The 14,052-nt window shown below is 47.3% G+C and carries 12 protein-coding genes and 1 pseudogene; 4 read left to right on the top strand and 9 right to left on the bottom strand.

Annotation, left to right across the window (positions count from 1 at the left end):
* Positions 1-176: 176 nt before the first annotated feature.
* Positions 177-2,909 (bottom strand): endonuclease MutS2, encoded by a 2,733-nt coding sequence (locus QUB44_RS15025; RefSeq protein WP_333368891.1) that lies wholly within the window; start codon positions 2,907-2,909, stop codon positions 177-179.
* Between the two features lie 466 nt (positions 2,910-3,375).
* On the opposite strand from QUB44_RS15025, the gene QUB44_RS15020 reads away from it, so the two are divergent.
* Positions 3,376-4,647 (top strand): ATP-binding protein, encoded by a 1,272-nt coding sequence (locus QUB44_RS15020; RefSeq protein ID WP_333368761.1) that lies wholly within the window; start codon positions 3,376-3,378, stop codon positions 4,645-4,647.
* A gap of 281 nt (positions 4,648-4,928) precedes the next feature.
* On the opposite strand, the gene thrB is transcribed toward QUB44_RS15020, so the two are convergent.
* From thrB to QUB44_RS15000, 4 genes are all read right to left on the bottom strand, one after another.
* Positions 4,929-5,861 (bottom strand): homoserine kinase, encoded by a 933-nt coding sequence (gene thrB / locus QUB44_RS15015; protein WP_333368757.1) that lies wholly within the window; start codon positions 5,859-5,861, stop codon positions 4,929-4,931.
* Positions 5,862-5,950: 89 nt separating this feature from the next.
* A complete protein-coding gene (locus QUB44_RS15010; RefSeq protein WP_333368754.1) occupies positions 5,951-6,427 on the bottom strand; it encodes a tetratricopeptide repeat protein in 477 nt (158 codons plus the stop codon).
* Between the two features lie 4 nt (positions 6,428-6,431).
* Positions 6,432-6,998 carry a Uma2 family endonuclease gene (locus tag QUB44_RS15005; protein ID WP_333255622.1) on the bottom strand — a complete coding sequence of 189 codons (567 nt, stop codon included), beginning with the start codon at positions 6,996-6,998 and terminating at the stop codon, positions 6,432-6,434.
* Between the two features lie 222 nt (positions 6,999-7,220).
* Positions 7,221-8,456 (bottom strand): VWA domain-containing protein, encoded by a 1,236-nt coding sequence (locus QUB44_RS15000; RefSeq protein ID WP_333368751.1) that lies wholly within the window; start codon positions 8,454-8,456, stop codon positions 7,221-7,223.
* 72 nt (positions 8,457-8,528) lie between these two features.
* Here QUB44_RS15000 and QUB44_RS14995 point away from each other — a divergent pair, with 72 nt between their 5' ends.
* The 3 genes from QUB44_RS14995 (at position 8,529) to QUB44_RS14985 (ending at position 10,819) form a co-directional block, all read left to right on the top strand.
* Positions 8,529-9,188, top strand: coding sequence for an ATP-dependent Clp protease proteolytic subunit (locus QUB44_RS14995; RefSeq protein ID WP_333038231.1), 660 nt, complete (start codon positions 8,529-8,531; stop codon positions 9,186-9,188).
* Between the two features lie 280 nt (positions 9,189-9,468).
* Positions 9,469-10,062 carry an ATP-dependent Clp protease proteolytic subunit gene (locus tag QUB44_RS14990; protein WP_190741966.1) on the top strand — a complete coding sequence of 198 codons (594 nt, stop codon included), beginning with the start codon at positions 9,469-9,471 and terminating at the stop codon, positions 10,060-10,062.
* A 130-nt stretch (positions 10,063-10,192) separates the two neighbouring features.
* Positions 10,193-10,819, top strand: coding sequence for a J domain-containing protein (locus tag QUB44_RS14985; RefSeq protein ID WP_333368748.1), 627 nt, complete (start codon positions 10,193-10,195; stop codon positions 10,817-10,819).
* Here the strand turns inward: QUB44_RS14985 and QUB44_RS14980 are convergent.
* From QUB44_RS14980 to QUB44_RS14965, 4 genes and pseudogenes are all read right to left on the bottom strand, one after another.
* On the bottom strand, positions 10,813-11,742 hold the full coding sequence (locus tag QUB44_RS14980; RefSeq protein WP_333368745.1) for a serine/threonine-protein kinase: 930 nt from the start codon (positions 11,740-11,742) through the stop codon (positions 10,813-10,815). The two genes, QUB44_RS14985 and QUB44_RS14980, sit on opposite strands and share 7 nt — an antisense overlap.
* Positions 11,743-12,281: 539 nt before the next feature.
* Positions 12,282-12,560 carry a hypothetical protein gene (locus tag QUB44_RS14975; protein WP_333368741.1) on the bottom strand — a complete coding sequence of 93 codons (279 nt, stop codon included), beginning with the start codon at positions 12,558-12,560 and terminating at the stop codon, positions 12,282-12,284.
* A gap of 130 nt (positions 12,561-12,690) precedes the next feature.
* Positions 12,691-12,999: a hypothetical protein gene (locus QUB44_RS14970; protein ID WP_333368738.1), complete on the bottom strand. Its 309-nt coding sequence runs from the start codon at positions 12,997-12,999 to the stop codon at positions 12,691-12,693.
* Positions 12,987-14,052: pseudogene (locus QUB44_RS14965) on the bottom strand (hypothetical protein); the annotation flags it as partial. The pseudogene QUB44_RS14965 and the gene QUB44_RS14970, both read right to left, overlap by 13 nt.

The raw sequence follows: 14,052 nt of genomic DNA, 5'->3' as shown, positions 1-14,052 counted from the left end.
GTGGGCAACAGCATATCTGTTAATTTGTCTCCATAGCTCGTTGCTTTGATTCCGGCAATCCTAACTGCTGGACGGAGTTGCGGGTTAAAAGTTGCCGTTTCAAGTTCGATCGATCGCAATCAGCAAAACCCATAGATTTTCACCCCTAACCATGCTACGCCACGGGATGCCACAAATCAATGTAAATAAGCGATCGTCACACCTGCGCCTCCTTCTTTTTGACTGGCGAGATCAAAGCGGGAAACCTGCGGGTGATTCGCGAGGAACTCGTGAACCCCGCGCCGCAACTGTCCGGTACCTTTGCCGTGAATTATCCACAGCACTCCGTATTCCACGGCTTTGGAAAGAGCTCTGTCTATTTCGATTTCCGCGTCTGAGACTCTCGCACCCCGTAGGTCGATCGAATTATTAGCAGTGCGAATGGCAATTTCGGGATTGGGTTTTGCAGGTTCCGCCGCTGCTTGCTTAGCTTTAGCCGTAGCGATTGCTTGGGCTTGGGCTGCTACCTTGGCTAATTGAGCTTTAGTTTCCGGTTTTTGACCGTCGAGGGATTCAATTTCTCCCAGTTTGACAGTCATTTTCATAATCCCAAACCGGACGCTCAACTCTTCGTTAGCGTCGGGGCCGCTGAGGACTTCGGCGGTTTGGCCCAAGCTGGGAATGCGGATGCGATCGCCCACTTTCGGCATAAAACTCGGTTTGGGTTTAGCCGGTTGTTGGCGAGAGGGCAGGTGTTTTTCAGAAATTTGATTTAAGGTTTCTGTCGCTTGTTGGGCATTTTGAGCCGTCTGGTTGCCCGACTGCAAGCGACGAATGATTTGAGCAATTTCTGATTTTGCCGACCCTATCGCCTCATTTACTGCCACTTCCTGAGCTATTTTTAGTTCTCGCTCCCGCTCTTGCAAAGCGGCTGCTTTTTGAGACACTTCTCTGTGCAGTTTTTCGGTTTGGTGTAGCAGTTGAGTTGCTTCTCTGGCCTTGGTTTCCTGTTTCCGGCGCTGTGCTTCGAGTCCAGCAATCACTTGATTGACATCTTGAGATGCTCCCCCGACATAGGTTTGAGCTTCATCGACTATGGATGCTAGCAAACCGAGTCTTTTGGCAATGGTGAGGGCGTTGGAACGTCCGGGAATTCCCCACAGCAAGCGATAGGTTGGCTGCATGGAATTGTCGTCAAATTCTACTGAGGCATTTTCAAAACGGGAGTCTTGATATTTGAGGGCTTTGAGTTCGCCAAAGTGGGTAGTTGCAACTGTTAATAGGGAATGTTGGGCGAGGTATTTCAACAGGGCGATCGCCAATGCACTGCCTTCTGAGGGGTCTGTACCCGCTCCTACTTCGTCTAACAAAACTAAAGATTTGGGAATTGGGGATGGGGCATGGGGGATGGGGCATGGGGCATGGGGCACTTGTGCTGAGCTTGTACTGAGCTCCGTTGAAGTGCGTAGCCCAAGTATGGGGCCTGGGGAACTTGTACTGAGCGTACTTGTACTGAGAGAATCCGAAGTAGCCGAAGTATTAGTAATTGGAATGTTTGAATTTTCTTCCCCTTCAGCCTGCGATTTATTGCCTAAAACTTCTAAAATGCGGCTGATGCGGCGGATATGGCCGGAGAAAGTAGACAAACTTTGCTGCAAAGATTGTTCGTCACCAATATCAGCCAAAATATTGTCGAACCAAGGCAATTCTACGGGTTCGCGGGCGGCAACAAACATTCCTGCTTTCGCCATTAAAGCTGCCAAGCCCAAGGTTTTGAGGGTGACTGTTTTGCCGCCAGTGTTGGGGCCAGTAATGGCGACGACGCGGATGTGCGGCCCGATCGTTAAATCGACCGGCACGACTGGAAAGCCTTGCTCGTGCTGTTGCTGCCAAACTAATAAAGGATGGCGCAACTGGCGCAGGGTAATTTGCGATCGCAGGTTGCGAATTAATAATTGACTGTTTTCTGAGTTTTCCTCATCTTCTTTTTCTTCTTTTTCCTCATCTTCTTTCTCAGGAGTTTTTGGTGCTAATTCTGGCTCTCCCAATTCGATAAATTTCGGAGGGTTTGCTTGCAACCAAAAACTATAACGCGCTTTAGCGGCCGCTAAATCTAAAGTTGTAACTACAACCACCAATCTATCTAAATCGGGTTTTACTGCTGCGACTTGCTCGGTGAGGGCGCGGCGTACTGCTTCTTCTTCGGCTTGTTCTTGCCTGAGAAACTGCCGCATTTGGTTGTTAAGATTGACAGTGCTGTGGGGTTCTACGTAGAGTGTCGCCCCGCTGGCCGAGGAGTCGTGAACGATGCCCGGTATGGCATCTTTTTGGGGAGCTTTGACGGGAATGACAAAGCGTCCACTTCTTTGGGTAATTAGCTGTTCTTGTACGGCGTTGGATTGGCGCTGCAAAATCCCCTGCAATATTTGATAAATGCGATCGCGCAACTGTCGCATTTGAACTCTAATTCCTGCTAATTTAGGAGTGGCTCTGTCTGCTACTTGAGCGCGATCGTCTATACAGCGATGGATTTCTTGCTCTAGTTCGGGATAAGTCCGCAATTGGGCAGCCAGTTCTTTGAGCGTCGGCACATCTGCCTGAGAGTCAATTATCCGGCGCAATTGCCTTGCTCCGGCGAGGGTAGTAGCAATTGCCAGCAATTCTTCGCCGCTGAGCAAACCTTGGAGTTCGGCTCGCTGCAGGGAAGTGCCGATGTCTTGGATTCCTTCAAAACTCAAAGCACCGCCAGCGCGGCTCTCTAACTGATAAGTTTCCTGAGTTTGGGCTAGGAGTTCGGCTGTTTGAGCTTGAGTTGCCGGGATTGCGAGGTCGAGGGCGGCGGCGACGCCGAGTTTGGTGGCCGCGAAGGTAGCCAAGTGCTGACACAGGCGCGGCCATTCTAATAGTTCTAGTGTTTCGGCTTGAATCAAAGTTGAGGTGGTTTTGGTAATTGGCATTCTCAGGCGCTGACCGAGAAGGTGAATTTAACGATACTATTAATTGATTTTAAAGTTTTTTATTGTTTCCTGGCGCAATTTGAGAAAGTATCTGCGATCGCCCTCAGCAGTCTTTCGGCAGAAAGCTCTGATGTAACATTAATTACGAAGGAGAAAATTTGCATTTTTGCATTGCCCGTCTAAAATTATACCTTCTCGTGATACCAGTCCCCAAAAGATATGCAACTGTAGGCAAGCTCCCAACTATTATTATACGGTAAGTTATTCCCAATTTTTTACTTTAAAACATAAAATCTAAAATGGTATGGGCTATTTTGGGTTTTGAGGGAGCGGGCATGGGCTGTTTTTTGATGTAATTGAACTATTTTGGAATTTTAAATCTGTCAGCGCAATTCTAGCGGTTGTATCCTAAAAAGTAATTTGTGGAGTTGGTAGAAGTATGGCAAAGATTCTGGCGATCATCGCGGATACTGTGACTTTTCAAGTTGTCCAAGAGTTACTCAGCCAAGAGGGACATCAGGTGAGAGTCGTTCCCGACGATAAGGAGAGTTTAGAATTGGCGAGGGAATTGTCCCCCGATGCGATAATTTGCGACGGGACTTCGCCTCAAATCAACTTTTTGGAGGTGTGCCGGCTGGTGAAAGCCGATTCCCTACGGGATAGCTTCGCTTCACGAGAATTGGCGGCAGCCTATTTTATTCTGCTGACAACACCGGAGCAATTTGACGAAATTCAAGAATTGGATGTGCCCTTTGACGATTTTCTGTTTAAACCGATAGTTAAGCAGGAATTATTGGCGCGGGTGCGGGCGTCTAAGCGATCGCACGAGTTGAGGGCGCGGTTGGAGTTAACACAGCAAGAATTGCAACTGTCGCGCGAGCGAATTCTGCAAAGTGAAAAAATGTCTAGTTTGGGCGAATTGGTGTCTGGGATAGCCCACGAAATTAATAACCCAATTACTTTTATTTACAGCAATCTCACTCACGTCCAAAGCTACACGACCGATTTAATTGAACTACTGCGATTGTATCAACAAGAGCTAGTCAATCCCGGAGCGGAAATTCTGCAAAAACAACAAGATATGGATGTGGAATTCGTACTCGACGATTTATTAAAAATTGTGAGTTCCATGCGTACCGGGAGCGATCGCATCCGCCAAATAATTTTGTCGCTACAGGATTTTTCCCGCAGCGATCGATCGGGCTGGCAGTTATTCGATGTTTCCGACGGTTTAGAAAATACTCTGTTGTTGTTACAGCACCGCTTGCCAGCGCGCGAGGGAAGGCGAGACATCAAGGTGATGAAAGAATTCGGCAATTTGCCACAAATTGAGTGTTATGCAGGTCTGCTCAATCAAGCTTTTCTGAATATCATCAATCACGCGATCGATGTTTTGGAAGAGTCGGCTCAAGAGTTGGAAGAGTTGGAATCCATCAAATTTAAGCCTGTGATTTTGATTACCACTCAGGTGGTCGATGCTCAGCGAATTTCGATTGAGATTGCTGATAACGACATCGCACATAGCAAAGATATCACAGCCCAAATTTCTGAGCCATTTTTGGGAGCAAAACCTGCAGAACCACCCATATCATCGGGACTTGCTCTCAGCTATCGGATAATTGTAGAGCAGCACAAAGGAGAGTTCAAGTGTTTTTCCGAACCGGGTAAAGGCACTAAAATTCAGATAGAAATTCCGCTGCGTCACACTTAATTAACAGTATTTACAGTTGGTGGGGCGGGTTTTTAAATTTGTTGGTTTTAGCGGGAAATTCTTGTGAATCCGCCCCTACAATGACTGCAATTTTTTAAGGTAAAATTTTGTAGAGGGAATGGCAGAAGTAATCGAAAAGAGACTTGAGTTGATATTCAAGAGATTTGAAGGAGAGAGGAAGAGAATAGAAATATGAATAATTCCATCGAGAGGGGCCACCACGGGAGATTGCCCCTACAAAACACGGTTATGTAGATGTTGTGTGTCTAGGAGTGGAATAACTAAAGGGAGACTTGTGCGCCTTTAGTATCGAGGCCGATCGCCCTTACCTCAGCCTTTACCCCAAATTCGCCCCAAGCAGCCGCCATCGCTTTCTCAACCGCCTCAGCATTAGCCACATCCGTTAAAGCTAAAAGCGTTGGCCCGGCACCGCTAATTACCATTTCATAGGCCCCTGCATTCAGGGCAGCTTGTTGCACTGCTTCATATCCCTTAATCAGAGATTGCCGATAAGGTTGGTGAATTTTGTCTTGGAGGGCGCAGCGCAGCCAGTTTTCATTGCCAGTTTCCAAAGCCCGCACCAGCAAACCCAGGTGTGCCGCATTAAAAATCGCGTCAGCCTTACTGTAATCTGCTGGCAAAACTTTGCGGGCTTCGGCTGTAGACAGTTCAAAATCGGGAATGGCTACCACCGGCACAATATTCGGATGCCAGGGAATATCGCAAATTTCCCAGGAACCGCTTGGTGTATTGCTAGCAGCGAGGCGACATCCTCCCAGTAAAGCGGGGACAACGTTGTCGGGATGTCCTTCAAGTTCGATCGCCAATTGCATCACTTCCACTTGACTCAAAGGCGCACCGGCTAACTCATTTGTACCGACTAACCCACCGACAATAGCTGTGGCGGAACTCCCTAAACCTCTAGCCAGCGGCACTTGCATATCTATATGTATGGCTACAGGCGGCGGCGATTGGTTGAGGCGATCGTATAACTTGAGAAAAGCTTGATAAGCGAGATTGCTGTCGTCTGTCTTGACTTTGGCTGCTTCTTCACCCGTAACAGTAATTTTTAGTTTCTCGGTTGCTGAGGGTTCTAGTCGGGAGAATTGGAAGCGGTTGTAGAGGCTTAAAGCGGCGCCGATGCAGTCGAATCCGGGACCTAGGTTGGCGGTTGTGGCGGGTACGGTGACGGTGACAGTGGAAGTTTCGGGCATTTTTTGAATGGTGGATTTGGAATGTTTAACCGCAGATCAATGCGGATGAACGCAGATCGCAGGTATTATACTATGTTTTCAAAAGCACTCTATTCTTGCAGCATTTGAATATGCTTGATAGCATCTTGATAATCGTTGGTATTGCCATCTTTTTGATAGATTTCGGCTGCTTTTTGATAATCGGCGATCGCCCCCGGTTTGTCTTCTAAGAACTCGCGGACTCTGGCGCGGTTGTAGTAGGCGTCGCCGTAGTTAGGGTTAATTTCAATGGCGCGATCGAAATCTGCTTTAGCTGCTGGATAATCTTTGAGATTGCGGCCGTGGATGATGCCGCGTTTGTTGTAGGCTTTGGCGTAGTTGGGGTTGAGGCGGATGGCTTCGGTGTAATCGGCGATCGCCCCTTGAATGTCTCCAGCCTCTGATTTGGCTAAAGCGCTATTAAATAAGTCTTCAGCAGGATTTTGAACGATGAGTATTGGCGCTGACTCTGCTGGAATGGCAGGGGATATGCAACCCAAAACGGTAACAAATCCTAAAATGCCGATCGCCCGGTAAAAGTGTTTCATAAATCTAAGCAAAAATTCGAGCGACAGAGCAACTAAAACCAGGTAACAAAGGCGAGGTCAATTCATCAGCGCTCAACAGCGTAGCAATGAGCCTTAAACTTGCTTGTTCCCTGCGATAAACTTCTATTTGCTGCAACCGCCAATTCACAATCCAGTATTCCTGTACTCCTCGTACCGAATAGAGTCTGAGTTTCAAATCTCTATCCCGTCTTTCATTGTCTGCACCGAGGGACAATACTTCAACAACTAACTCAGGTGCGGCGGTTAAATGGCCTGCTTCGTCTAGCAAGATAGCCAAGCGTTCATTGCTGGCCCAAACTACATCAGGAATAACGTTATCAGCATCCGTGAAAATGATACCTGGATTTATTCCTGCTCGTCCTAAATTAGTCTCTCGCGACCAAGTATTAAGTTCTTGGTAGAGGTTGCCTATAGCTTGTTGATGACCCCAATGCGGTGCTCTAGTCACAAATAACTCTCCATCAATAATTTCGTAACGATCGCCGTTATCGGGCAATAGTTCTAAATCGGCGGTAGTCCAGCGTACTTTATCAGATATTGTCTGGTTCATACAAGCACTCTTGATAGGTGATACAAACATTCTAAACGATCGAGCTTCTACATGATCCACAGCTTGAAACAATCGGCATACACTGACTTTGGCTTTTTGCAGGCGAGACTCAGAATATTGAAACCCGCGCCTAGGCGGGTTTCGTTTTTGTAGGGGCGATTTCGCATCGCCAAATTGTCCGATCGCCCAATTTAAAATTATTGAAAATTTCAAATCGCGCGATTACTTCAAAATAGTTTTAGAAGCAATCCGAGTTTTCTTGCGATCGGCTTCACTCAATTGTTCGCCAGACTGCAAACGAGTAGCAGAGGTTTGGAGCACAGTTGCGGCACTTTTATCGCCCATTTGCAGAGCAGTTTTAGCAGCCGTTTGCAGCATCGTTGCCGCACCGGCTCGATCGCCCTGTTGCAATCTAGTTTCTGCGAGTTGAGTTTGGCGGTATTTAGCCAAAGCTAAAATGTGCTGCTGCACCATTGGGTTAAGTGCCGGCTGATAAACTTTTAAGACATTAGCAGAAACTGCAACGGGATCGGAAAGCAAACTTTGACCGACAGTCGGATCGTCGTAGCGAATTTGCAATTGCCCGATCGCCTGTGTACCTTCGGGCAACTGTCCAATATAAATATTAGCCAAAACTACTCGCTCTATATCCTTCATTAAATCTCCCAGGCGCACCATAAAACGATCGCCCTCTTGCTGTACCGGTAATTCGATCGTATCAGGGGCAACTTGGGCGATCGGTTTGAGTTCGGCTAACCGTACTTTTGGCATCAGTGAAAATAGCAAATAAGCATTAGTCAAACCTACACCTTGGATACGAGTAAATAGTTTGCTAAACTCGTCAACCGCATCTTCGGGACGCTGAATGTGAGCCAGAGCACCGCCGCCAGCGTCAGCAATCTTTTCCAAAATATCCTGGTTCCAGTTATCGCCAAATCCCAGAGAATTTAAAGTCATGTTGTAGTCAGCAGCCAATTTAGCCAACTTCAAACAGCGGCTGTCGTCGCCGTGTTCATTTTCGCCGTCAGTCAGCAGAAATGCCTGAGATATAGCTTCTTTTTTGCCTTTGCCCAACTCTTCAATACCTAACTTAATGCCCTCATCAATTGCTGTGCCACCGGCCGATCGCAATTGCTCAATTTGCCGTTTAATGCTACTGGCGTCTCCCACAATTTGATTGGGGACGAGGACTTTGGCTTTATGATCGAAAGCCACCGCGCAAAAGCGATCCCCGGGCTTCAACCTGTCTAGCAACCGTCCGGCGGCTTGTTTGACGGTTTCCAAGGGGCGTCCACCCATCGAACCGCTGTGGTCGAGAATCAGGCACAGGTTTAAGGGTACGCTGGAGTCGATCGAGCTTGCCATCGCAGATACTGAAATCGCTAGCTGGCGCTGGGTCGAGGGCGCGGCAGCGTCAAGGTTAGGGTCGTTTAAAACCGGGAGCAAACTAACTTTCATGCGGGATACCTAAAGATTGCGTTAGTATTTCTTTAAGAATAGCTCCATCAGTTCAGGCAACATTTCGGTTATATGAACACACCAATTAAAGCTGTGCAATCGCCATACTACGGGGAAGGGAACTCTCGGACGCCACCTCCCGATTTGCCATCCCTGTTGCTGAAGGAGCGGATCGTTTATCTGGGGATGCCTCTGGTGCCTGCGGTAACAGAACTGATTATCGCTGAACTGTTGTTCTTGCAGTACGAAGACCCGGATAAGCCGATCAAAATCTACATCAACTCGACCGGCACTTCTGGTTACAGTGGCGAACCCGTCGGCTTTGAAACAGAAGCCTTCGCTATCTGCGATACGATCAGGTACATTAAGCCGCCTGTGCACACTATTTGCCTCGGTTCGGCAATGGGGATGTCTGCGATGCTGTTAGCGGCTGGTACAAAAGGCTTTCGGGCGAGTTTGCCGCACGCTTCGATTGTGTTGCACCAACCCAAGGCTTACACGCGGGGTCAAGCAAGCGACATTCAAATTCGGGCTAAGGAAGTGCTGGCAAATAAAGCGACGATGCTTGAGATTTTTGCAAGCTGTACTGGCCAACCGATCGAAAAGATTACTAAAGATATGGATCGGTTGCTGTACATGACGCCCCAGGAAGCTAAAGAATACGGTTTGATCGATCGCGTTCTTGAAAGTTCGGAAGAATTGCCGAAACCGCTGCCTGCAGGAGTCATCTAACTGGGAATGGGGAATGGGGAATGGGGAATGGGGAATGGGTAATGGGTAATGGGGAATGGGGAATGGGGAATGTGGCATGAGTAAGAATTAAGGGTTAATGGCTAGTAGTTTTTACCCTGATTAGTTATTCAATAGTCTTTTTATGGCTAACAACTCCCAATTACCGATTCCCAATTACCGATTCCTAATTACCAATGCCCGATGCCCAATTGCCCGATGCCCAATTGCCCGATGCCCAATTGCCCGATCGCCAATTACCAACTAAACGGAGTTCCGAATTATGCCTATAGGTGTGCCAAAAGTTCCCTACAAAATGCCGGGTGGTTATGATACTCAGTGGATTAATATCTACGATCGCCTCTACCGGGAACGGATTATTTTCTTGGGCAGGGACGTTGACGATGAAATTGCCAATCAAATCATCGCTGTGATGCTCTATCTTGATTCGGAAGATTCAGGTAAGGATATTATTTTGTACATCAATTCCCCAGGCGGAATGGTGTCGGCAGGCATGGCTATTTTTGATACCATGCAGCACATTAAATCGGACGTGGTGACGATTTGTGTGGGCTTGGCTGCTTCGATGGGTTCTTTCCTGTTAGCTGCCGGTGCGAAAGGCAAACGGTTAGCTTTGCCTCATTCGCGAATCATGATTCACCAGCCTTCTGGGGGCACGCGGGGACAAGCAACGGATATTCAGATTGAGGCGAAAGAGATTCTGCGGCTGCGCCACGAACTCAATAATATCTACGCTAAAAATACTGGCAAGCCGATCGAGAAAATCGAGAAGGACATGGATCGCGACTATTTCATGTCCGCTGAGGAAGCCAAGGAATACGGCTTGATTGACAGAGTGATCGAAGAGCGTCCGTAAGTTGTTTTTTCGCGACCGTAGTGCGGGCAACCCTCGCACTAAAACCTAGTTCGCAGTAAATTTTGGCAGAATCTTTACATTTAAGGATTCTGCCATATTTAATGGAATTATCAACGCTCATTCATGCTAAATGGATATTGCAGATTATTACCGACAGTTAGGATTGAGGTCTGGTGCGAGTTTATCGCAAGTTAAAGCCTCTTATCGGCAGTTAGCCAGACAGTATCACCCCGATGTGAATCCGGGAAACGAACAGGCTAAGAATAAGTTTATTGCTATTACTGAGGCTTATAAGTTCCTGGTGGAGGTTGCCCCTCACCATGTTGCGGAGTCGAAAGTTGCCAATTCAACTGTGCCGCCTAGTTGGACACCGCCGGATCAGGAGGTGAAAGCTCAACCGCAGGCAGTGAAAGTGACTCGAAAAGACCCGCCCGATCAATCTCATGCGGATTTGTCGGCTGCGGAACAAAAGTTAAAGCAAGATGCTTATGTTGAATTGCAGCAGTTGCTGAAATATCAGAGGTTCCCACGGGCGATCGCCTTGATTGAGGGTTTGGCCCAGCGGGTTCCCGAAGATTTGGAGGTGCGTCAGTGGCAGGCGATCGCCTATCAGCGCTGGGGACGGCATTTGATCGGAGAAAAGCAGGTTGATAAGGCGAGAATTTATTTGAAAAAGGCTGTGAAAACTGACCCTCACAATCGGGCTTTGTGGGCGGAAGTTGAGCGGGATTTTCGCAGGTTGGAAGAGATTTATTGAAGCGATGTTGCGTCCCCCTCTTTCAGGGGGTCTGCGTCGTGAATTTTTAATTTTTCTAAAATAAGTTGGGTATTTTCAGGCCGGTTTTCTGGTAGCGGTTCTATCAATTCGTCGATCGAGTCTAGAAGTAACGGCTCAATATCTACAGCCTGGTTCCTCCAATTAATTTTACCAGTTTTTCCATTAACGGGAAAGTCGATCGGCTCTATGCTTGTTAATAAATGTACAAAAGTACGCCCTAGGGCAAAAAAGTCCGATCGCACGCCTGCTTTACCTAGAATTTGTTCCGGTGCGGCGTATCCAGCAGAACCTATGGGTGCGGTATCTATATCTGCTTCTGAGGCAGCGCCGAAGTCAATTAATCTCAATTTTCCATTGGCTTCAACCATCAGGTTGGATGGCTTAATATCCCGATGCACTACATGATATTTGTGGATTTCCTGCAAAATATTAGTCATTTGTTGCAGCCAATCAAGAGCGAGCTTTTGAGAAACGTACTGTTTTTTAGTTAAGAATTCTGCCAAGTTTTCTCCGCTAATTTTTTCCATCACCAAACAAGACAATTTCTGGAAGTTATGGGGGAGTTTAATTTGGAAATAACCGTCAGGTTCGACTTGGGGAACTGATCCCTTTCCGGCCAGCCAAATCAAAACTCGCGCTTCTTGCTTGAACAAGCGAACTAAATCGTGATTGTGGGTGTGTTTCAAGACTTTTAAAATTTTGACAGTGCCCCATTCGTTTTCCCCGGTTCCCAAATCTTCGACTTCAAAGATGTCTGTGGGGCGTGCGGGATTGGGCGATCGCACTGGTTTAAGGATACGATAGCGATCGGCAATTAACAAATCCGTGCGGCAAGCCTGACAATTTTGAGCAGCAGCAGGATTTTCGCGTTGTTCGCATTGAGGATTGATGCAGTAAATCATACCATTTTAGATTTTAGATTTTAGATTTTAGATTTTAGATTTTAGATTGGAAATGACTGACGCTGTATCGGTTTAGAGCTTGCTTTTGCATTCTTTTTTGGGAAGTCGTATCACTTTGATTGATAAATTAGCATAAAACCCAGCAGATTTGTGCAACCTTACTGTTTCCAATACTTTCAGCCTTTAATTGTGTAATTTCTATCAACACTCTAGCAAAACAGCCATTTTTGGGGCATTTTTACCTTTGCTACTGCCTGTTCACCTGTCCCAGTGTCTCTTACTTGATACCCGCTTACAAGCGGACTCTTCTATCAATCTTCTACCTACACCACACCGTGTTTGCGCTAGCCTTCATTTTTAGAAGTAGCCGCCTACAGTTGGCGGCTAAACTTTAGAATGCTATCCCGTCCTCTGCCGTGCCAAAGGATTCTCTTGCTTAACCCGATCACTCATCGGTCTGAACCCAAAAACCTTCACTCACATCATCTGCATAGTGTGAGCCTAGCTTTTTACTTTCCGTGCCGGGCGATCGTCATCAGTTAAGGTAACAGGCTACCCAACATATCCAAAATTGCTTCTACGTCCGCTTGGTCGCACTTAGACTTCTTGCGCTTGGCTTTCAAGCTGTTGAGCAAGGTAGCAGCATCAGGTAAATCACTTGTGTCAAATGATTTTTTGTTATCTAGCTGTCGAGCTATAGTCAGCACCCGATCTGCTAAGGCGATCGGCACTCGGATGGTGCGAGTTTGCCCGTGTTTCCATTTGCCCTCATAGTGTTTGAGGTTAGCCAGGCTAGCGTCATTAATATTTCTAGTCATTTCACTTGTGTCACGTGATTTACTGTTAATAGCTTGGCACGGATGCTTTAGTTCTGTCAAGTATTTACTCACGTGACACAAGTGAAAAACCGTAAAAAGTCAGGCTGTAGGGAGCCGACACCAGGGACTACTACTTTTCGGGGAGATACATCAAATCCCCGGCGATGAACTCAAATTGCTCGCAGAACGAGACTGGTTTATCAAATTTCACCAGTAGACCCGTGCGATAGGAGTATGAATGAGTATCGACGATAACCCCTCTCGCCCCGTGATATAGTCCGCCAACATCCTTAACCACTACCCGATCGCCTTTCTCAAAAATGTGGGAAGGCTTCGGTTCGGACTGAGACGTGGGGGATGTCCCATTAAGAGCTCGCTTGAAGAATCCCCTCAAGGGAAGTCCATCGGTACTCTCAATAAATTTCCTTATCTTTTCCATTCTTTCGGTATCGCCGCTTGCTTTCGCTTTGCGGTATTCATCAGCCATCCTTTTAGCCCGCTGTCTGTTGGCAGTGGTTTGCACATATCAGCTTTAGGACTTGCAGGACTTGGTACAGGCTTCTGCAGCACTTCTGCAGGACTTAGTGCAGGACTTAAACCCTCATTCTGTATAGGACTTGCAGGACTTGCAGGACTTGAGGGGGCAACTTTCTTTACTTCTACTTTTTCCTGGTTTTCCTGATTTTGATTTTCTGGTTCGCTTTCTGTTTTTTCGGTGTTTTCACAATTCCCCAAAATGTTTGGGGATAAGTCCTGCAAGTCCTGCAAACCTATATCCCGTATGGGGGGAAGTCCTGCACTAAGTCCTGCAGAAGTGCTGCAGGTGCTGTCAGGAGTCCTGCAAGTGGCAGCTAACTGCTGGGAGTAAGTTGGATGATTGTCATTTTTGCCCCGCATCCTTAAACCGGCAAAAGTGACGTGACGGCCACTCCGATCGCGAACGACTGGCAGGTGCAGTTCAGTGCAAAGCTTCTCCAGACCTGGTGAAAAAGTTGTCAGGCTCATCGCAGGCTTTTTGATTTCCTCACAAAAATCTTTATAACTGTCAAACAGGTCGCCTGCACGGATTGAGGCTCCATCCTCGATAATTAGCTCCATCTCGAAGAATGCAGCGAGGCTGTCCATTCGTACCTTCATGTCCCATTCAGCAGCCTTAAAATCGGCAATCTCGGCGTCGCCGATACCCTGAATTGCCTGTTTTACCTCACTGCTAGGTAAGGAAAGCGCGATCACAATCAGCGCCGCTATTTCCGGATCGAAACTGGCTTCCATCTCGGAGTTGCGTAAAGCTTTCGGGATGGCGTTTTCAAAATTAACCAGACAGAAACGGCGCTCTAACCCGGTGGTATTTCCCATGAATATCGGGTCATTGCTACAGATGAGTAGTAGTCCGTAAAAATGGGCGCTTGCCGCTAGTTGGTACACTTCCCGGTAGTTTATGCTATCACCTCCAGTTAGTCGGAGAATGCTATCAACGCCCACGGGTTTACGT

The sequence above is a fragment of the Microcoleus sp. AT3-D2 genome, assembly GCF_036705715.1.
In the GTDB taxonomy this organism is placed as follows: Bacteria; Cyanobacteriota; Cyanobacteriia; order Cyanobacteriales; family Microcoleaceae; genus Microcoleus.
Note: the sequence above shows the minus strand (reverse complement) of the source record. Positions and strands in the feature narration are given on the sequence as shown.